Annotated in this window: 19 protein-coding genes; 9 read left to right on the top strand and 10 right to left on the bottom strand. The window is 61.7% G+C overall.

Features of this window, described 5'->3' with window-relative positions; translation table 11 throughout:
* Positions 1-306: 306 nt before the first annotated feature.
* The gene (locus GR212_RS31870) at positions 307-1,197 is read right to left on the bottom strand and encodes a LysR family transcriptional regulator (RefSeq protein WP_163993150.1); all 891 of its coding nucleotides are present in this window, start codon (positions 1,195-1,197) and stop codon (positions 307-309) included.
* 160 nt (positions 1,198-1,357) lie between these two features.
* Between GR212_RS31870 and GR212_RS31865 the strand changes: the two genes are divergently transcribed.
* The 5 genes from GR212_RS31865 (at position 1,358) to GR212_RS31845 (ending at position 6,376) form a co-directional block, all read left to right on the top strand.
* A complete protein-coding gene (locus GR212_RS31865; protein WP_163993148.1) occupies positions 1,358-2,104 on the top strand; it encodes an SDR family NAD(P)-dependent oxidoreductase in 747 nt (248 codons plus the stop codon).
* A gap of 34 nt (positions 2,105-2,138) precedes the next feature.
* Positions 2,139-2,990, top strand: coding sequence for an alpha/beta fold hydrolase (locus GR212_RS31860; RefSeq protein WP_163993145.1), 852 nt, complete (start codon positions 2,139-2,141; stop codon positions 2,988-2,990).
* Positions 2,991-3,083: 93 nt separating this feature from the next.
* Positions 3,084-3,830, top strand: coding sequence for an SDR family NAD(P)-dependent oxidoreductase (locus GR212_RS31855; RefSeq protein WP_163993143.1), 747 nt, complete (start codon positions 3,084-3,086; stop codon positions 3,828-3,830).
* A 46-nt stretch (positions 3,831-3,876) separates the two neighbouring features.
* Positions 3,877-5,058, top strand: a complete 1,182-nt coding sequence (locus tag GR212_RS31850) for an MFS transporter (protein WP_163993142.1) — start codon at positions 3,877-3,879, stop codon at positions 5,056-5,058.
* Between the two features lie 199 nt (positions 5,059-5,257).
* Complete coding sequence (locus GR212_RS31845) at positions 5,258-6,376, top strand: alkene reductase (protein WP_163993140.1); 1,119 nt, start codon at positions 5,258-5,260, stop codon at positions 6,374-6,376.
* Positions 6,377-6,992: 616 nt separating this feature from the next.
* On the opposite strand, the gene GR212_RS31840 is transcribed toward GR212_RS31845, so the two are convergent.
* Positions 6,993-7,736: an SDR family NAD(P)-dependent oxidoreductase gene (locus GR212_RS31840; protein ID WP_163993138.1), complete on the bottom strand. Its 744-nt coding sequence runs from the start codon at positions 7,734-7,736 to the stop codon at positions 6,993-6,995.
* A 409-nt stretch (positions 7,737-8,145) separates the two neighbouring features.
* Here GR212_RS31840 and GR212_RS31835 point away from each other — a divergent pair, with 409 nt between their 5' ends.
* From GR212_RS31835 to GR212_RS31825, 3 genes are all read left to right on the top strand, one after another.
* Complete coding sequence (locus tag GR212_RS31835; protein ID WP_163993136.1) at positions 8,146-8,520, top strand: putative quinol monooxygenase; 375 nt, start codon at positions 8,146-8,148, stop codon at positions 8,518-8,520.
* A gap of 216 nt (positions 8,521-8,736) precedes the next feature.
* Positions 8,737-9,036 carry a putative quinol monooxygenase gene (locus GR212_RS31830; protein ID WP_163993134.1) on the top strand — a complete coding sequence of 100 codons (300 nt, stop codon included), beginning with the start codon at positions 8,737-8,739 and terminating at the stop codon, positions 9,034-9,036.
* A 254-nt stretch (positions 9,037-9,290) separates the two neighbouring features.
* Positions 9,291-9,719 (top strand): nuclear transport factor 2 family protein, encoded by a 429-nt coding sequence (locus GR212_RS31825; protein ID WP_163993132.1) that lies wholly within the window; start codon positions 9,291-9,293, stop codon positions 9,717-9,719.
* 365 nt (positions 9,720-10,084) lie between these two features.
* On the opposite strand, the gene GR212_RS31820 is transcribed toward GR212_RS31825, so the two are convergent.
* A complete protein-coding gene (locus GR212_RS31820; protein WP_163993130.1) occupies positions 10,085-10,717 on the bottom strand; it encodes a glutathione S-transferase family protein in 633 nt (210 codons plus the stop codon).
* A gap of 729 nt (positions 10,718-11,446) precedes the next feature.
* On the opposite strand from GR212_RS31820, the gene GR212_RS31815 reads away from it, so the two are divergent.
* Positions 11,447-12,658 carry an MFS transporter gene (locus GR212_RS31815; RefSeq protein ID WP_163993128.1) on the top strand — a complete coding sequence of 404 codons (1,212 nt, stop codon included), beginning with the start codon at positions 11,447-11,449 and terminating at the stop codon, positions 12,656-12,658.
* 42 nt (positions 12,659-12,700) lie between these two features.
* Here the strand turns inward: GR212_RS31815 and GR212_RS31810 are convergent, their stop codons facing one another.
* From GR212_RS31810 to GR212_RS31780, 7 genes are all read right to left on the bottom strand, one after another.
* Complete coding sequence (locus GR212_RS31810; protein WP_163993126.1) at positions 12,701-14,986, bottom strand: xanthine dehydrogenase family protein molybdopterin-binding subunit; 2,286 nt, start codon at positions 14,984-14,986, stop codon at positions 12,701-12,703.
* A complete protein-coding gene (locus tag GR212_RS31805) occupies positions 14,979-16,349 on the bottom strand; it encodes a c-type cytochrome (RefSeq protein ID WP_163993123.1) in 1,371 nt (456 codons plus the stop codon). The genes GR212_RS31810 and GR212_RS31805 overlap by 8 nt, the downstream gene beginning before the upstream one ends.
* Before the next feature lie 2 nt (positions 16,350-16,351).
* Positions 16,352-16,810: a (2Fe-2S)-binding protein gene (locus GR212_RS31800; protein WP_163993120.1), complete on the bottom strand. Its 459-nt coding sequence runs from the start codon at positions 16,808-16,810 to the stop codon at positions 16,352-16,354.
* Positions 16,811-17,179: 369 nt separating this feature from the next.
* Complete coding sequence (locus tag GR212_RS31795; RefSeq protein WP_163993118.1) at positions 17,180-17,482, bottom strand: XRE family transcriptional regulator; 303 nt, start codon at positions 17,480-17,482, stop codon at positions 17,180-17,182.
* Positions 17,483-17,689: 207 nt separating this feature from the next.
* Entirely contained in the window at positions 17,690-18,433 is a 744-nt protein-coding gene (locus GR212_RS31790) for an amino acid ABC transporter ATP-binding protein (protein WP_163993215.1), read from the bottom strand.
* A gap of 13 nt (positions 18,434-18,446) precedes the next feature.
* Positions 18,447-19,577 (bottom strand): amino acid ABC transporter permease, encoded by a 1,131-nt coding sequence (locus GR212_RS31785; protein WP_246726140.1) that lies wholly within the window; start codon positions 19,575-19,577, stop codon positions 18,447-18,449.
* A 22-nt stretch (positions 19,578-19,599) separates the two neighbouring features.
* A complete protein-coding gene (locus tag GR212_RS31780) occupies positions 19,600-20,445 on the bottom strand; it encodes an ABC transporter substrate-binding protein (RefSeq protein ID WP_163993116.1) in 846 nt (281 codons plus the stop codon).
* Positions 20,446-20,452: the final 7 nt, after the last annotated feature.

Raw genomic sequence — 20,452 nt, 5'->3', positions numbered from 1 at the left:
GGTCGGACCGTCTCTTGTCTTGTAGGCCGGCGCTCTCGGGTTTTGCCTGAGGTCCTGCTTTCTTCGTCTGCCGCATCCACGCAGCTCCATACCCAACATCTCAGCCTTCGGATGCTTCGCTGCACGATTGCTCAAAAGTGGCGGGAATCATCCAATAGCCGGAACGGGGCGGGTGTTAGACCAAGGCAGCAACGACAGGCCTCGCCGCGATGGCTTCGGCGGGCGAGACGCTATGAGGTGCATGTCTCCAGCCTCCAGGGGCGTTCTAACGGAAGGAACCGTCAGGCAATGGCTTCACCCAAGACCCTAGCGCGCCGGTGTTACAGCCTGGTTTTCCATCCGCGTGAGGAACAGGCGCAGCAATGGCGACGTGTTCAGATTGTTGTAGCCCAGCATCAGATCGATGGTCGGGCTTTCTCCCTTCAGAGGGCGGCTGACGACCGACCACGACAGGAAGTTTTCCGCGTAGGCAGGAAGAAGGCAGACCCCGCGTGTGGACGCCACCAGCGAGATGGCCATCGCAAAATTGTCGATCACATGGGTGGGTTTGATGTCGAGGCCGAGCTTGGCGAAATAGCCGTCTATGACACCCCTCAGCACATGGGGGATGTCGGACATGCCGATGAAGATCTCACCTACCAGATCACGAGGGTCAATTTCGTGTTCCGCAGCGAGCCGATGATCGCTCGGCAGAACGACCACCAGCGGCTCGCTGGCGACGACCCGGTATTCGACGTTCTGCTTCTGCTCGTTGCGAAGGAATGCGACGTCAAGCTTGCCTCTCTGCAGATCCTCGGCGAGCTGGGGGGAATACTGGCTGACGACCCTGATTTCGATATTGGGAAGTTCGTCGCGCAGGATGCGCGATGCGATCGGAAGCCACTCGACCTCCATCCCCGTCAGAAATCCCATCGAGAAAACCGGCTTGTCCGGCTCCGCCGCCCTGCGGGCGGCTTCGACGGCGGCCTCCGCTTCCGTAACGGATTGCCGGGCGTGATCGAGGAACGCCTTTCCGGCGGCGGTCAATTCGATGCCGCGGGCGCTGCGCAGGAGCAGCGGTACTCCCACCTCGTATTCCAGGTCCCGTATCTGCCTCGACAGGGACGGCTGCGCGGTATGAAGGCGCTTTTCCGCCGCGAGAGTAAGGCTGCCCTCTTCGGCGACGGCGATGAAGTAACGCAGGTGACGAAGTTCCATAACGATAGACTCCATGCTTCAGAGGTATATCTACCAACTTACAAAGTCTTTTTCAATGCAGCTGAACAAGCCTACACAGTTACTCAACGGAAGCGGAAAGCAGCTGCGACGCAGTGCCCGAAGACTCCGTCTTTTAACAGAAATATCAAGGATTTGAGCCATGTCTGAACGTGTAGTACTGATCACAGGAGCGCTGACGGGCATCGGCCGCGCAGCCGCTATCGAAATTGCCAAGCAGGGAAACAAGGTGGTTGTCTCCGGCCGCAACGAACCTAAGGGGTATGCCCTTGCCGAAGAGATCAATGCAGGCGGCGGAGTTGCTTCGTTCATACGCGCAGACGTTCGCAACGACGATGACGTCCGCAACCTTGTAGACCAGACAATCAGCCTGCATGGCCGCCTCGACGCCGCCGTGAACAACGCCGGCACCGAAGGACAGCCCGGCCTCGTCACCGCCCAGACCGCGGAAAGCTACGCCGCCACCTTCGACACCAATGTTCTCGGCACGCTGCTCAGCATGAAGCACGAGCTGCGCGTAATGCAGGAGCGCGGCGTGGGTAGCATCGTCAACATCTCCTCGACCTACGGTCACGAAGGCGCCGCCTATGCCTCGGTCTACTCTGCCAGCAAGCATGCCGTGGAAGGCCTGACCAAGTCGGCCGCCCTTGAAGTCGCCGGCTCGGGCGTCCGTGTCAACGCAGTTGCGCCCGGCCCGACGGATACGGGCATGCTCGACCGCTTCACCGGCACCGAGGAGAACAAGGCCGCGCTCGCGTCGGGCGTCCCGCTCGGCCGTATCGGCAAGCCCGAGGACGTGGCTCACGCGATCGCCTTCCTCGTCTCCGAGCAGGCTTCCTTCGTCACGGGCCAGGTCGTCACGGTGGACGGCGGCAAGACCGCTGGCTGATCTCGATCAACTGCAGCATCTTAGGAGCATCATCATGACTACGCATCACACTGCGCCGACGCAGTTCGTCGAGGCGGCGGGAGTGAATTTCGCCTATCGCCGCTTCGGCAATCCGGAAGGCGTTCCTCTCGTCATGAACATGCACTTCACCGGGACAATGGATCACTGGGATCCGCTTGTCACGGACGGCCTTGCCAAGGGCCGTGAAGTGATCCTGTTCAACAACGCGGGGATTTCGACCACCTCCGGCGAGGTTCCGACCACGATCGAGGGCATGGCGGCGAACGCCGTCGCCTTCGTCAAGGCGCTCGGCCTTTCCAAGGTGGATGTGCTCGGCTTCTCGCTGGGCGGCCTTGTCGCCCAGGAAATGGCTCTCGCCGCCCCCGATCTGGTGCGCAAGCTGATCCTCGTCGGGACCGGTCCGCGCAGCGGTGAGGCCATGGAAACGCTGACCCCGGAAGCCCTGGCGGTGTTCGGCGGGACCTACGAGCACCCCGACGACCTGTGGCTGGGGGTTTTCTTCACCCCCACGGACAGGAGCCAGGCCGCAGGCCGCGAATTTCTGAAGCGCTTTCGCCTCCGCACGGAGGGACGCGATCATGAGGTCAGCGAGAAGGTCGCACCGGCGCAGATCGAAGCTCTCGGGAAGTGGGGCGCTCCGCGCGAGAATCCCCATGCCTACCTGAAGTCGATCAATCAGCCGACGCTGGTCGTCAACGGCGGCAACGACGTGATCATCTATACGGTCAACTCATTTATCCTGCAGCAGAATCTTCCGAACGCACAGCTGATCCTCTACCCGGACAGCAGCCACGGTTCCCAGTACCAGTATCCGGAACTGTTCGTATCGGACGTTTCGACGTTCCTGGATAAGAACCACTTCTAGTCCACAGCTCCGGCAGCCCAACAGGACGCGCTGGCCATCCACGAGGATGGCCAGAGGGCCGCTTGCGTCCCGAACCTATGAAAGGAATACGCAATGGCCGAGCTCTCAGGGAAGACGGTGGTTGTAACCGGCGCTTCGCGCGGGATCGGCCGTGCGACCGCTCTGAGCCTCGCCCAGGAGGGCGCGCAGGTCATCGTTCACTACGGTCGGCATGCACGGGAGGCAGATCAGGTCGTGGCCGAAATCCGCTCCCTCGGCTCACGCGCCGAAAAGATCAGCGCGGACCTTTCCGCACCGGACGGGCCGCACAGGCTTGCCAAGCGCGCGAAGGAAATCATCGGCGGACGCCTCGACATCCTCGTCGCCAACGCCGGTATCTTCGTCCCGGCCTCGATCGAGGATCTCACGATCGAGGAATTCGACAGGCTCTTCGCCGTCAACGTCAGGGCGCCGCTGTTCCTCGTGCAGCAGCTTCGATCGATCATGTGCACCGACAGCAACGTCATATTCATCTCGTCTCTCGCGGCGCGCTCACCGATCGGCGGGCATGCAGCGTATGCCGCGACGAAGGGCGCGCTGGAAACCATCGTAAAATATCTCGCCAGCGCCTTTGGCCCGCATGACATCCGCGTGAACGCGGTCGCGCCGGGGATCGTTGAGACCGAGATGTCCTCTTTCGTGCGAACGCACGAGGGCAGGGAGCGGACGCTCGCCATGCAATCGATGAAGCGCGTCGGACGCCCCGAGGACGTCGCACGCGTCGTCACCTTCCTCGCCTCCAATGAAGCCCGGTGGATCACCGGCGAAGTCGTCCAGGCTGACGGCGGATCACGGCTCTAGACGCACGCCGCCGTGCGTCGGGCTCAAATGCAAAGGATATCTACCTATGTCGCAGGATAAAAATTCGAACTGGTTGGGCGTGTTTGCCGTCGCTCTCAGCGCAACCGTCTTCTGCACGACCGAATTCCTCCCGGTCGGCCTGTTGCGCTATATCGGCGACGGGCTCGACGTCTCTGAAGGTACCGCCGGCCTGATGGTGACGGCACCCGGTCTCCTGGCAGCCGTCGCCGCGCCCTTCGTGACCGTGGCGATCAAGAACCACGACCGGCGCCTGGTGCTGCTGGGTCTGTCGTTTCTTTTGGCGATCTCCAATCTGGTATCCATGATCGCCCCGAACTTCATGGTCCTCATTTTCGGCCGCATATTGTTCGGCGTCGGCCTGGGCGGCTTCTGGGCCATTGGCGCGGGCCTGGGCGGGCGTCTTGTCGAGGAGAGCCAGGTCGGGCGGGCCACCTCGATCATCTTCGCGGGCGTGTCGCTCGGGATGCTGATCGGCGGCCCGGCGGGCGCACTCATCGGCGATGTCGTCGGCTGGCGGGCGGCCTTCGGAGCCGCGCTTGCGATCTCCGTTCTCGCGTTCGTCGCGCAGATCTGCTCGCTGCCGAAGCTTGAGGTCCAGCAGCGCGTCCGCCCATCCGATCTGCTGGGAATCGCGCAGACGCAGCAAGGCCGCATAGGGCTGGCCGCGATGTTTCTCGTGCTCGTTGCGCAGTTCGCCACATATACCTACGTCACGCCCTTTCTGGCGCAGATTTCAGGCTTCGGTGGCGGCGCCATCTCCTCGATCCTCCTTGGTTATACCGCGATCGGTCTGGCCGGCAATTTCGCAGGCGGCGCGGGTGCCTCACGCAGCATCCGAAAGACGTTCATTGCGACGATCGTCTTCCTGATGCTGCCGATGTTCTTGTTGCCGGTGGTCGGAACATCGCAGGTGGGCACGCTGGCGCTGCTGGCGATCTGGGGCCTGTCCTACGGCGCCATGCCTGTCGCTTTGCAGATGTGGATGGCCAAGGCGGCTCCCAACGTTGCCGAAGGCGGGATGGCTCTGTTCGTCGCGAATTTCCAGATCTCCATCGCCGTCGGCTCGTTCGTCGGGGGAGTGGTCGTCGACCAGCTGGGCCTGCTCAATGCGATGTATATCGGGGGAACGCTATCGGCCCTGTCGCTGCTCACGGTCCTGACCCTCGGGCGCGTCTCCGCCAAGATCGACGTCGCCGAGGTCGCCTAGCTGCCCGTCACCGGCGGTCATGACGGCCGCCGGTTCCATCCATCGAGACATAACCTCAAGCCAATCCATTCGGTGTGACCGGGTTCCGGCTGAGCACCGATCGGAGGCACAGCCTCCACAATTCGACGCTGCTGCGTAAGTGACACCCCCGGCATCCCGAGATTTCAACGCAAATCACTGCAATCCAAGGAGAAAGAAGATGAGTCTGCAATCAGAACACGGCCTGTTCTCGCCGGTCCGGATCGGCGAAATGGACCTCAAGCATCGAGTGGTGATGGCGCCGCTGACGCGCTTGCGCGCCAACCTCGACACCGACGTTCCAGGGGATCTGATGGTCGAATACTACAAGCAACGCGCCAGCGACGGCGGCCTGATCATCAGCGAGGCTACGACGATAACCCCCGACAACCGCGGCTATCTGGGCGCGCCCGGCATCTATAACGACGAACAGGTCGCCGGATGGTCTCGGATCACACAGGCGGTTCACGCCCAGGGCGGCCGCATCTATCTTCAGCTTTGGCATGTCGGACGTACCTCCCATGAGGATCTGAACGGAGGCCGCGTTCCAGTCGCGCCGAGCGCTGTTCCTTATGACGGCCTTGCCTACACGCGGAACGGCTGGGTCCCGGCGACGCCCCCACGGGCGCTCTCCGAAGACGAGATTCAAGACGTCGTCGAACTCTACCGCGCGGCTGCGGCCCGCGCCGTGGCGGCTGATTTCGATGGTGTCGAAATCCATGCCGCCAATGGTTACCTGCCGGACCAATTCCTTCAGGACATCTCCAACAAGCGGACGGACCGCTACGGAGGCGGAGTCGAGAAGCGCGCGCAGTTCCTGCTCGATGTCGCCACGGCCGTCAAATCCGTCTGGGGCGCGAAACGGTTCGGTGTCCGTCTTTCGCCGAGCGGCACCTTCAATGGAATGGGCGATAGCGATCCGGAAAGCCTGTTCGATCATGTCGCCAGGCGTCTCGACCAGCTCGACATGTCATACCTCCACATCGTCGAGCCACGCGTAAAAGGCTCGCAAGATGTCGAGCGCATGGAGCACCCGATCGCCACTGCCCGGCTGCGGAAGCTCTTCTCGGCGCCGATCATTTCCGCGGGCGGCTACGACGGCCAGAAAGCCGAAGCCGTGATCGCTTCGGGTGATGCCGATCTCGTTGCCTTCGGACGTCACTTCATCGCCAATCCCGATCTACCGGAGCGCCTCCGCGCCGGGGCGGCCTTGAACCGCTATGATCGCGACACCTTCTATGGTGGAACCGAGAAGGGATACACAGACTATCCCTTCCTGAAGGCGCTCGCGGCCGAATAGTCGCCGGATGCCTTGACGGACGAGACGCGCGCCCAAAGCGCGCGTCTCGTGGACACGAGCATCAGATGGTTTGGCATCGGGCTGCCACCGAGCTTTTTTTGCAAATAGCTTCCTCCAACGTTTGCTGATTGGATGCCGGCATATGCGCTGGTGGTAGCCGGTGCCGCGCATGCTCCTGCGCCAGCTGCTCCATTCCGCCACGGATCGACCTCCGCGTTTCGGCCGCAGGCGCAGTTGACGTGCCGAACCCAACGCACCCGTCTCTTGCGAGGGAACTGTGCTGATAGATGGTGATGATATCGGTCGACAACGTCGCTATCTGTGGGTGTCGATTATCTTTGACGGGTGGGGGAGGGCGAGCCTGCGACCTGGGGGCAGGGGATCAAATCGGCAGATAGGGAGTTCATCATCCAAGACCGCCTAAGTAGGGCTGGCCATCTTTTGATAGGTTGCCTTGGAGTAAGGCCGCGAAACGGCGGCATCGAGGGACGAACCCCACTTTCGGCAGTCCGGCTTTTCCGCGCATCTCGGACAACGCTTCCACCGTGCCGCCGGCAGCCAGTTTTCTTGCGATCGTCTCCCACCCTGGACTGCCGCAGATGTGGGAGGCTTGTCTTTAGAGCTTCGAGCCGCCATCGACGCGGAGTGTGTCGCCCGTGATCCATTGGGAATCGTCGGATGCGAGAAACGCAATCGCACCGCTGATATCGACCGGCTGCGCGACCCGCTTGATCGCCTGGATCCCAAGGGTGAATTCCTTGCCGGCTTCGGTCTTGGCGAAGTTCGACATGTCGGTGGCGACGACGCCCGGAGCAACCGCGTTCACGCGGATGCCGCGCGAACCGAGGGCGGATGCGAAATGCTTGACCAGAGTGTCGATCGCGCCCTTCGTTGCGGCATATGCCGGAAGGTTTCCGACAGCCGCATGAGCGGCCAGTGAAGACACCAGCACGACGCTGGAGGACTCTCCAAGGATCGGCAAGAGCTGTTGCACGAGGAAGAACGGTGCGCGAACGTTCACCGCGAACTGGTGGTCGAAGTCTTCGACGCGGGTTTCCTCGATGGATGCGGCCTTGGAGACGCCCGCATTTGCTACGAGAACGTCGAGCCGGCCGGTGACTTTCTTGACCTGTTCGGCGAGTTCGAACGGGCCATTCGCGGTGGAAAGATCGGCCTTGAGCTTTTCGGCTTTGCCGCCCTTGCTGCGAATTTCAGTGACGACGGCGTCGGCTTCCGGCCCGGCTTGAGAGTAATGAACGAGCACCGTGGCGCCCGCATCCGCAAGCGCTAGGGCGGCCGAGCGGCCGATGCCGCGAGAGGCGCCCGTCACGAGCGCTGTTTTACCTGAGAGCTTTCCCATAGTTCTGTTTCCTTCTATCCAGGGATGATTTCCCTGAGGGAAAAGCTATTGTTTTCCAGTCTGTTAGTGAAAGACTTTGTTGGTTGGCAGTCATGCCGGCGAGGCATGGCTATTCATGATGTCACTGCTGCTCGTCGTTAAGATCGAGGGCCTGACTGCTGATGAAGCCGGCGCAATGGGATACTGGGGATGGCCCGGAATATATTGCCACGGCTGCTCTTCCGATCCATCGCCGCCATGGTTCGGGCTTGTGGATCGAGACACGGATGAGGCTGGTCTCAAACACGATGTCAGGCTTTCCGCCGGCTTCCGGGAACCGCGACGAGGCGGAATGGATTCTACCTCAAGAGTCTTCAATAGCGCCGACCGTCCTGCTGTCAGTATGCCCCGAAGGTTAAAGGAACTCGCCATGATAGAGCTTGTGGTAGATGCCCGCGTACGGCCCGGCAGAACGCAGCCGTTGCTGCGCTTTCTGGACCGCGTGGCAGACGCCGTCAGGGCGAACCCGGAATGCATCTGGTTCGATGTGAGGGCGGATGGTGAACCTCAGGAGCCCGAGTGGGGGCGGCCGATTTCGATATCCCTTGGATGGCGGTCCGCGGAGACCTTCGAAAGGCTGCGAAAGTCTGCCGAAGTGGCAGACATCTTCGCCCTTGTCGCCAGCCACGTCGCGATCCTCACGATTTATCAGTTTGGCGGAGAACCGGCTTCCGCGGATCAGGAAACCGGCCGGAAGCCGTCAGCGGCGACACCCGGATCACGTCTCAACATGGCAGTCGGGTAGACGATACTCCGTCCGGATCGAAAAGTCCCGGTCGCTCAAAATGACCATCCGTGTTGTCGGCCGGACGGAGCGGCTTTTGCTGCATCTTCTTTGGCTATATCCGCGCGTGCCATGGTACGCCGGTATCAAGGCTACTCGATTTTCGATCAAGATCCTTCAATAGCGTGCCGCCGCCAACGTGTACGCAGTTTGAAGGAGGTCATAAGGGATCACCCAATGATACATGTTGTGGCAATGCTGACCGCAAGTCCTGGCCAACGCGAGTTTGTCCTCGCAGCGTTCAACAAGATGCGACCGCTCGTCCTCGAGGAGGAAGGATGCATCGAATATCAGCCGCTGGTCGATGCGGATGGTGGAGACCGGATAGGCGCTGACTCGTTCATGGTGGTCGAAAAGTGGACGTCTTCCGAAGCTCTGGATGCGCACAACAAGGGCGCAAACCTCGGTCTATTCCTTCAAACGGTGAAACCGCATCTCGCCCACCTTACGGTCCATATTCTAAAGGCGGCCTCATAGCTCGAAACCTATGCGCGGTATCGATTGGCGAAGAGTCGATTGCAGGCTCTTCACAACGGCAGGCAGATTCACTGCAAGAACTCCAAAACGGATGGTAGCCCGCCAGCGCAGGCAAGGCATTTTCAGTTCGGAAAATTCTAAAGCTGCGATGAGCTTTCAATCATTCCGATGTGCGTCAGCCTACTTTGCAGCCACGAAAACGAGACATGGACCTGGTCCGCTTCCCATAGCCGACCACCAGCGAGGATTGCCCTATGGCCGTACATTCGAAAACCAGCGAGACGCTTACCGTCGTCGATGCCTATTACCAGGCCGGCGTGCAGAAGAGGCTGACGGACTTTGCTCCCTATCTCCATCCCGACTTCATCACCACTGCGCCGAACTATCTTCCGTGGGGCGGTGTGCATCATGGTGGCGCCTTCTTCCGCGATCAGGTCCTTCCGAACTTGCCCGACGTCCTCGACTTCGGCCGCTTCAGCTACGACGTCTTCTTTGCGGATGGCGAGAAGGCCGTCGCGCTTTGCAACTTCGGTCTCACCGGCCGAGATGACATGATCAAGATTTCCGAACATTGGACAGTCCGCAACGGACTTGCGATCGACATATGGGTGGCATATTTCGAACCCCAAGCGCTGCTGGACAGCTTGAAAATCGACCACGGACTCAAAAACCTCGCTGTTTAAGCGACCGGTTTCCAAAAATGCCGAAACGGAAATGAGGGACGGCCGGCCCGCCTGCGAACATGGTCGATGGCTTCGAATTGGAAGGTGGACCTCGCCAGGCCAGATCGCGTGTCTCCGGTCGAAAAAGCCTCCGCCGGCCAATCTGAGCGCAGGGGCCTGTATTCGCCGCAACGACGCCGCAGGATCATCGATAGGATGGAGACTGGACGATTTGCCCGGATCGGGAAGCCCCGGCGCATTCGGTTACCACGGAAGGATGCCGTTGCGTTGGTGGCGAGCCAGTGTTTGGCAGGCCGCTGACCGCCCTGATCCAAAGGGTCGAGGAGCCGACAATGCGTGACGACTCCTCGGGGATGGCGAACGCCTCAGGCCTGGGCGCTCGGGCGGCTGGACACCTTCTGATACCAGTCCTTCGTGGCTGCAGCGCCGTCCGGGATCGGCATGGAGATCGCATTGGTCGCGAAATCGATGGTCACGAGCGTCGTGATGTCGGCCACCGTGAACTTCTCTCCGGCAACGAAGGGTGCGGTCTGCAGACGGCTTTCCAGATCGGAATAGAAGTTGGCGACCCGCTGCTTGCTGCGCTCGATAAGATCCGGGATTTGGGCATAGTTATGCGGGCCTGCGATCGCCCGATCCTTCAAGCCGGCAACCGTGTTGCGGATAGCCTCCATGACGGAAGCAAAGCCTTCCGTCTCGACGCGGCGGTCCCACATGCCGACGATGGCGCGCTCTTCGGGGGGCGAGCCCAACAGTGGCACCTCGGGATGCACCTCATCGAGATAACGCTGTATGACGGGCACTTCGCCGATCGCCGTGCCGTTGTCGAGCACCAGGGTCGGGACGACTTGGCGAGGATTGATCGCCCGATAGGCGTCGGAGAACTGCTCCTTGGCGCCGAGGTCCACCGGAACGAGTTCGACGTCCAGGCCCTTTTCTGCGATCAGGATGCGGACGCGGCGGGAGTTCGGCGAGCCCTTCGATTGGTAGAGTTTCATTTTCTGTATTCCTTGTTGCGAGTTAAGCGGGTAGGCGGTTCAGATGTTTGATGAGGCATGGGCCACGGCATCTTCCGATGCCCGTCCATGGATGAGAAGACTGGAGCAGCCAGACGATGGGGTATCGTGGAAATGTTGCAATGCACTGGCGGCAAACTATTGTAACGTCGTATGTTTCCGGATGGAGAACATCGCCTGTAAGCAACTTCTCTCGTATTCCGTTGCTGCATATCTATGCCGTTAGCCTTCTTCCGAAAAAGACTTTGTAGGTCTTTCCCCATGCCTTGAAGGCATGGGACAAGGCACCTTCGAATTATCTGTGGCGGAAATCGGAGCGGGCGGCGGCGCAGGCGCGGTCGGCTTATGCTGAGTGAGCCAGTTTGCTTTCCCACAGCCGCCTGCTGTTCCACTCCCTCCCGTGTGGCCGCTATTGAACAACTATCCCGCAAGGTTATGCACTCGCGCATGGGCCCGCTATTGAATAGAAGTGCGGCTTTTGAAGCAGGTGCGCGTTTTAAGACGGTAAGTCTCGCCGGCGGCCGTGCGGTCGGGCTGCGCGCCGCCTTCGGAGCAGTCCGGCAGGAACTGCGAAGACCATGTTCGCGTCCATTTCCATTGCCGTTTCGGACGACTTGCAGCCTGACTCCAGGCGCAAAAAGCTGCTGTATTTATCTGTCGCAAAAGCCTACTTCTATTGCGATTTTTGCAGCAAGCCCCACACGGAATCCCATGCTTCAGTTTAGCCAAGAAGAACCCGACACGCGATATGGCTGGCGTGTCGTTGCCGGTGCGCATGCCACGACAGCCATCACCTTTGGCTCCGCCTACGCCTTTTCGGCGCTGTTTCCGGGTTTGTCGGCCGAGTTCAATGCATCGCGCGGCGAGATCGCGCTGGTCTTCTCGATCGGGGCCTTCATCTTCTATTCGCTGGGCGCGGTCGCCGGGCCACTTGCCGATCGGTGGTCGACCAGCAGGCTCGTCGCCGCCGGCGTCATTGCGATGGTCATCGGTTACGTCGCGGCAAGCCGGTCCACCTCGCTTCCCATGCTTTACGTCGCTTATGGCGCCGGCGTCGGTATCGGCATCGGGCTGTCCTATGTGCCGGCAATCGGGGCCGTGCAGTCCTGGTTCGTCCGCCAACGCGCCCGGGCTTCCGGCATCGCGACGGCGGGCCTGGGGCTCGGAACGCTCGTCTTGCCCTTCACCGTCGGTCGTCTCATCCCCTATCTCGGCTGGCGCGGCTGCTTTCTCATGCTTGCCGCCGTGATCGCTGTCGTCGGTCCTCCAGCCGCCATGCTCATTCGCCGCCGCCGCGCCGCCGCCGATTTGAACACGGCGACACCGACGCCGGCGACGCTCAGCCCGCTTGCCGCCTGGCGCACGCCCGGGTTCCCGCTTTTCTATCTTGTTATCGTTCTGGGCTCCTTCTGCATTTTCATCCCTTACGTCCATATCGTTCCAGCCGCCCGCGATCTTGGCCTTCCGCTCGACGCCGGGACAACCCTGATTGCTCTGATCGGCATTGGAAATGTGTTCGGGCGCTTCGTGCTGGCGGGCCTTGGCGATCGTCTGGGTGCGGTGCGCATGCTCGCGGCCTTGACCGCCGGTGTGGCCGCCTCTTTCGTCCTGTGGGCTTTCGCGGATGGTTTTGCCATGCTCGCCATCTTCGCCGTGGTTTTCGGCGCGGTCTATGGAGGCTGTGTCGGTCTCTATCCCGCCGTTGCAGCCGATCTTTTCGGCACCCGCAACATCGGCGCCATGCTCGGTTATCTCTATACCGGCGTCGGTATCGCGGCTCTCCTCGGTCCGACTGCCGCCGGCTTCGTGTTCGACCGCACGGGTACTTATCTCGGCCCGATCATCGCGAGTGCGGCCGCCGCCGCCATCGCTGCGGCCTTCACGCTCAAGCTGCAGCGTCCCGAGGGTAGGACAGCACCATGACCTGCCGGTCATGGCTCATTCGGCTTCAATAAAAGCGATCTGTCAGATTGCCAGGGAGAAGCCCAGATCGCGCAAGGGCAATTGGCGTACCCTTTCTCCCGTTGCCGCGAATATGGCGTTGCCCAGCGCGGGCGCGAGCGCCGGGAAGGCGGGTTCGCCCATGCCGGTCGGCGGGTTGTCCGACTGGATGAAATAGGCATCGATCGTCATCGGCGCGAAGGGCAGGCGCAGGATCGGATAGGCGTTGTAGTTCTGCTCCCGGATCCGGCCGTTTTCGATATTGATCTTGAGGCCCATGGCGGTGGAGAGCGCATCGGTGGACGCGCCCTGCGCCTGGGCTTCGGAGCCGGCCATGTCGATGATGGGGCCGACGTCGAGCACCACCAAGATGCGATCGATCTTGATCTGTTTGTTCGCGTCGACGCTCAGCTCGACCGCCTGCGCGACGTGGCCGGCATGGGAGTAGCACCACGCCAGGCCCAGACCGCTGCCTTTGGGCATTGCCTTGCCCCAGCCCGCCTTCTCGGCGCACATCCGGATCACGTCGGTCGCCCGCTTGGGGCTGAAGTTGACGCTCTGGTCCTTGGGCGCCAGTTCGGCGACGTCGCGATTCACTGCGTCGAGGAGGAATTCGACATGGTCGCGGCCCGAAGCGAGCGACAGTTCATGCATGAAGCTTTGGGCGGCGAAGACCTGTGCATTGTCGCCCGGCGCGCGCCAGGCACCGGTGGGGATCTTCAGCGGCAACATGGTCTTGCCGCGCCGCAGGTTGGGCGCCTTGATGGAGTATTTCAGGTTGTCGGTCAGATTGGCGCCCGTGGCTTCTTTCTTGCCGTCGGCGGTGAAGGTGATGAAATGCTCCTGCCAGGCGTCGAGCCTGCCCTCCTTGTCGATCGCACCCTTGAACTGATGATAGCCGGCGGGGCGATAGAAATCGTGGCCGAAATCGTCTTCGCGCGTCCACTGCAGCTTGATCGGGGCGTTGACCTTCTTTGCGATGGCCGCCGCCTCGCAGGCATAGTCGTTGACCAGGCGTCGCCCGAAACCGCCGCCGACACGGGTCTGATGCATCACGATCTTTTCCTGCGGTATGCCGGCCACCTTTGCGACCAGCGGCAGGCCGCGATCGGGCTGCTGGGTGGGCACCCACATTTCCATCACGCCGTCATGCCAGTGCGCCGTGGTGTTCATCGGCTCCAGCGGCACATGGGCGGCGAAGGGATATTCGTAATAGGCCTCCACGGTCTTGGTGGCACCGGCGAATGACTTGTCCACGTCGCCGACGTTGTCATCGGGCTTTTCCGGGAAACGGGTTGCGAGCTTCCTGGCCTCGGCCGAGAATTTCGAGGTGGAATCCGTCGAGGCTTCGCTCAGATCCCAATCCACTTGCAGCTTGCTCTTCGCCTGGAAGGCGCTCCAGGTGTCCCTGGCGATGATGGCGACGCCCGGCATGACTTCGACCAGCAGGCCAGTCCCGTCCAGGGCGAAGGCGTCGAGCAGGCCGCGCTGAGCCTTGATCTCGTCCACGTTGAAGGATCGGACCTTGCCGCCCGCCGCCGGACATTTGGTGAAGCTGGCATAGACCATGCCGGGGAGTTGGACATCGATGCCGAACAGCGGCTGGCCGCTGACGACCTTGGGATCGTCGACGCCGCGATAGCGCTTGCCTATCAGGCGATAGTCGGCGCGGGTCTTCAGTTTCAGGCTCCGGGGATCAGGCACCGGCATTCTGGCGGCAGCCGCCGCAAGCGACCCATAGGTTGCGGATCTGCCGCTGGCGGCATGGCTCAAGACCGAATCCTGAGCGGCAATCTGTGTGGGATCCACGTCCCAGGCTTGGGCGGCGGCGGCAATCAGCATGGCCCTGGCGCCGGCGCCGGCCTGACGCAATTGGTCCCAGGCGCGGGGGATGGAGGTCGAACCACCCGCGCCCTGGCTGCCATAGACCTTGGGATTGATATCGGCCTGCTCCATCACGACATGGTTCCAGTCGGCGTCGAGTTCGTCGGCGATGATCACGCCGAACGAGGTCTTGATGCCCTGGCCGATCTCCGGGCACTTGGAGTAGATGGTGATCGTGTTGTCCGGCGCGATACGGATGAACGCGTTCATGACCTGATCTTTGTCGTCGGTTGTCTCGGCTGCGAACGCCGCGTCTCCGAGATGGAAGCCCAGGATCAGGCCGGCGGCGCTCCCGCCGGCCAGTTTGAAGAAGGTGCGCCGTCCCATGGACAGCACGGCATTGGTTGCCGATACGGACCGAACCTCGCGCATCAGAGCCGACAGATAGGCATCGGATTCGGCAAAATTGGAGCTGGTGTCAGCCATTGTGTGCCTCCGGGGAACTGGATTGCTGGGGCGCCTGCTTTCGAAGGTTGGCCACATCCTTGCCTGTCAAATGCGCGCCTTTGGCGCCGAACCGGGCCGTCACATAGTTGGCGACGGCAGCGATATCGTCGTCCGAATAACCCTCGCCGAAGGCCGGCATGAAAATTCTGCCCTCGGCGGTCGTGCGATCGACGCCATTGATGACCGTTTGCGCCACGTTGGTGGCGCTCGGGTCGTTCACCGCGCGCACGCCGGTGAGCGTGGCGTAGCCGGTGACCGGGCTTACGCCGGTCCAGTCATGGCAGCTCGCGCAAGCGCCGGCGAAGATCTTTTCTCCGCGAGAATCGACATCCGCCGCCACGCCCTCCTTGTGGGAGGCCGGTGCAGCCGTCGTGACTGTGCGCGGAAGATCGCTCGCATGGGCGGGTATGCTGCGCAGATAGGCCACCAGGGCATGCACGTCATCCGGCACCAGATAGCTGAGGCTGTCGTCGGTGGCTTCGCCCATCGGGCCTGCCGCGCCGCCATGCCCGTTGGCATGGCCGGTCGAGAGGTAGAGATAGATATCCTCGTCGCTCCAGCCGCCGATGCCGGAATCCCTGTCGCCGGTGATATTGTAGGCGTGCCAGCCCGCGGTGATGGCGCCGGCGAATTTGTGGTGATTGTCCAGCGCAAAGGCGAGGTTGCGCGGTGTATGGCACTCGCCGCAATGGCCGAGCGCCTCGGCAAGATAGGCGCCTCTGTTCCATTGCGGGCTCTCGCCGGTGTTGGGACGGAAGCGTTCATCGGCGTTGAACATCCCGTTCCAGAAGGTGAGAAGGCTGCGCTGGTCGAATGGCCACGAAAGCCGGTTTTGCCTGGCCGGAGCATGCGCCGGCGCCAGCGTGAAGAGATAGGCCTTGATGGCCAGCACGTCGGCGTCCGTCATGTAGCTGTAGGAGGTATAGGGCATGGCGGGATAAAGCTTCTCGCCGTCGGCCCGAATGCCCCGGTGTACCGCCGCAAGGAACTGCGCGTCGGTGTAGTTGCCGATACCTGTTTCCTTGTCCGGCGTGATGTTGGTGGAATAGATGGTGCCGAACGGCAGGTTGAAGGCGAATCCGCCTGTAAAGGGCGTGCCGCCGGGGGCGGTGTGGCAGGCCTGACAGTCTGCGGCATGGATGAGATATTCGCCGCGCTTCACCAGATCTTCGCCGGCAAGCTGTGCCGGAACGCCGGTCGTATTGGCGACCTGATAGTCTTCCAACGCCACGGTCGAGCCACCGGCAAAGGACGTCGGATCACGGCCGAGTACCAGCCATCCCGCAAAACCAAGCGCGATGACAACAATAAGCGCGACGACAAGACCGATGATTTTCTTCATGGTCAGGCCGGTTTGGCGGCGGCGTTCTTGATCGCGCGGCGGATGCGGATATAGGTTCCGCAGCGACAGAGATTGCCTGCCATGGCCGCGTCGATGTCGGAATCGTCAGGTTGAGGATTGCTGTCCAGCAAGGCTGTTGCCGACATGATCTGACCGGCCTGGCAATAGCCGCATTGCGGCACCGCAGCTTCCATCCAGGCTTGCTGGACCTTGGCGCCGTTGGGCGTCCTGCCAATTCCTTCGATGGTGACGATGGCGCGGGTACCGACGTCGCCAACGGCCAGCTGGCACGAGCGTACCGGCTTGCCGCCCACATGCACCGTGCAAGCGCCGCACTGGGCGACGCCGCAGCCATATTTGGTGCCGACGAGATTGAGGTGATCGCGCAACGCCCAGAGAAGCGGCATATCCTCGGGGACATCCACTTCGCGCAATTGCGCATTGATATTCAGAGTGAGCATGTCTCCATCCCTGCGTGACAGCGAAAGCGATGCATCAACGGAACTGCTCGCCGGACAGTACGCCGGTATCGCCCCCTGGTAAACTTCAACAATGCGTTATCGCCGCCATTGGATGGCATCGTTCCGCGCCATGCTATTTTGCGGCGGTATCTGAAAAGGAGTGGTGTTTCGGCGCGCTTCAAGGCGAGACCGAAATACTCAGGGTCCTCGCCGTAGTATCGATCATCGCCCTTCGCAAAAGAGCTGCTGCCTTTCAAATCTCAAGGCGGGGCCGGGATCGAGCAGTCATATCCATGTTGCCGGTCGGCGATGGAAGAGGCGGCTTCGCCTTACGAAGCAAGCCGCCGAGAACGCCGTCTGCGACAACCTTCAAGGCACGTCGTCTTGTGCCACGATGCCGCCTTCGCTTTCCAGAGTGGCGATCCGTCGGGTTTCGGATCGGTTGAACTTCAGCCGCACGCCGATGCCGCCGGCGTCTCCATCTTGCAGAAAGACTGCGCCTGCCGCCTCGAGCGTTGACTGGAGCAGACCGACAACCCGGTCATCCGGCTCCTCAAGCTTTCGCTCGAACCGTTCGATTTGCTCCTTTTCCACCCCGGCTGATTTGGAGAGACGATCCCTGGTGAATTCCACCAAGGCACGAGCAGCGTGACATTGCGGGCCTGTAATCACGGTAAGCCTCTTGAGCGCGTTCCGATCCTGGCATAGTCCAGTCGCGCTTTCCTCCTGTCAACTGTCCCAATGCCAGAGTCGTCACGGCGCTTTCGGGCATCCGACGACTTGTATCAAAGCATGCGGCATCGACGACCCGGCGAAGCTGTCCACGCATTGCCGGCGGCCGGCGGATGCTCAACCGCCCGCGCTGATTGAACGCCGAAACTACAGCCGGCCGGCCTCGACGATCTTCTGCAGGAAGGATCCCGTGCGTTCCCGCGTCGGAGCGCTGAAGATCTGCTCGGGAGGACCTTCCTCGTAGACCTTGCCGTCGGCGAGGAAGCAGACCTTGCTGGAAACCTCGCGGGCAAAGCCCATTTCGTGCGTCGCAAGCACCATGGTCATGCCGTCGGCGGCGAGGTCGCGTACGATGTTGAGGACTTCGGAGACGAGTTCCGGATCGAGCGCCGAGGTGATCTCGTCGAGAAGCATGATCATCGGGCTCATCGCCAGTGCCCGCACGATCGCGACGCGCTGTTGCTGGCCGCCGGAGAGACGGTCGGGATACTCATGGGCCTTGTGGGCAAGGCCGATGCGCTCCAGGAGACGCATCGCCAGCGCCACGGCGTCGTCTTTCGGTTGTCTGAGCACCTTGCACGGCGCCAGGATCACGTTTTCCAGCACCGTCATGTGGGGAAAGAGGTTGTAGCTCTGGAAGACGATGCCGACGTCGCGCCGCAGCGCGTTGACATCGACGCCCGGGCCGGTGATGCGGTCGTCATGGATTCGAATTTCGCCGGAGTTGATCGTCTCCAACCCGTTCAGGCAGCGCAAGAGCGTGGACTTGCCGCAGCCGGAGGCCCCGATCAGGCAAACGACCTGATGCTCTTCCACCTCCAGCGTCAGGCCGTCGAAAACCTTGAAGGTGCCATAGTTCTTGGAGATGTTCCTGACTTCGATGATTGGCATGGCCATCCTCGCCTTATCCTGCGCGCATGCGCCGCTGGTCGTTTTCGATGATCCGGTCGACAAACCGGGCCTGCGGTATCGTGATCAGCACGAACACGAAGGCGACGACGGTGACGGGCGACAGGTTGAAGTAGTTGCTCGAGAGGATCTTGGCCTGGTTGAAGGCATCGATCGAGCCGATGACGTTGACCAGCGCCGTGTCCTTCTGCAAGCCGATGAAGTCGTTGAGCAGCGGCGGAATGATGCGCCGCACCGCCTGGGGAACGATGACGTAGCGCATGGTTTGCATGTGGGACAGGCCGAGCGAACGCGCCGCCGCCACCTGGCTCCAATGGATGCTTTCGATCCCCGCCCGATAGACCTCGGCGACATAGGCGCCGAAGGTCAGCGTCAAGGCCAGGATTGCGTAGGTCTCGACAGACAGATCCTTCAAGATCGGAAGGTTGCTCAAGGGGAGGCCGAAGCCGATGAGGTAGATCGTGATGATCGCCGGCATGCCGCGGAAAATATCGGTATAGAGCGTGGCCATCGCCCGTACCGGAGCGCCGGTCTTGCCCGGAATGAGCCTCGCCACCGCAACGATCAGACCCCAGACGAGAACGCAGATCTCGGCGACGACGAAGATATAGATGTTGACCCAGAAAGCCTTCAGAACCAGCGGAAACGACGACACGATCAGCGGCAGCGCCAGGAAGGTGCGGCTGACCGCCAGGTCGTTTGCCATCAGGAACTGCGCGAGAGCGATGATGACCGCGAAGAGCGCGGAGAAGCCGGCCGTGTAGTGGGCGTAATCGAGCGATGCCGAGGTCGCGATTCTCGCTGCGATCATATCCCCGGCCGCAACCGCCTGCCGCGCCCTCTGGGCGCGAAGGACGCTTGCCGATGCCGGCCACAGCAGCAACAAGGCGAGGACGACCGGAATTGCAAACAGCGCGCCTGATAGCACCGCGCTGACACCCAGCGCGGCAGCGTGGTCGCGAGCCGCGCCGAAGGTAATCCAGGTCGAAACGGTTATGAACAGGGCGCAGAGCATGGCCGTCGTCGTCCATCCGCGCGGATCCTTCGGCGCCGCACCGGCGCCGAAGGATCGTCCTTCGCCGAGACCCATCAACTTGGTCTCGGCGCTTCGAGAAGTGGTCGTCATAGCGTATTTTCCCGCCGTCCGATCAAGGCTTCAGATAGGGGATCTTGGTGGGATCGGCACCCCAGATGCCAGTGAGATAGGTCGAGGCGAGCTTCGCCAACGTCCCGTCGGCGCGCATGTCCTGGATGACCTTGTCGATTGCGGCCTTGTTCGGAGAGTCCTTCGGATAGATTGCACCGTAATACTCGCCCGTCTCGAACTGGCCGGCGACGGTCAGTGCGCCGTTCGACTTCGATGCCTGGGCGAGGATGATCGCGGTGTCGGTGATCGCGGCATCGATCTGGCCGGCCATGAGCGCGGCGAACATGCCGGGGTTTTCCGGATAGACCTTAACTTCCGCGGGCTTAATACGATCGGTCACGAAATTGGCGCCGGTGGTGCCCTGCAGAACGCCGATGCGAAAGGTCTTCAGCGCGGCGGAATCCACCTGCTTGCCGGCTTTCACGAGCACGCCGATATCGGAGGAGAAGTATGGCGCCGAGAAAGACAGGACCTTCTTGCGCTCGTCGGTGATGGAGATGGTCGCCATCGCCAGGTCCTTGTGCTGGTTGGCGTTCGCAATCAGCGCGGGGAAGGACGAGACGACGATCTTGACCTTGTCGAAGCCGGCGCGATGGGCGACGTTGGCGGCGAGACAATATTCGAAGCCGTCCGCGATCTCGTCAGGTGTGTCGCCATTCCACCAGGCCGGGTTGGGGAGTGCCGTCTCGACGGTTATTTCGCCTGGATTCGCAGGCGTTATCGAAACGGAACCCTTTTCACCGGAAAGCGGGCATTTGGAGATTTCGTTGGCCGTGGCGGAGGTCCCCGCCAAGAGGCATAGCGCAAGCGCGGCGAAACAAGCGCCCGAGGCACCTTTATTCTTCATGTTATTG

Source organism: Martinezella lusitana, from assembly GCF_010668395.1.
Taxonomy (GTDB): Bacteria; Pseudomonadota; Alphaproteobacteria; order Rhizobiales; family Rhizobiaceae; genus Rhizobium; species Rhizobium lusitanum_A.
This window is presented reverse-complemented; position numbering and strand designations above follow the sequence as displayed.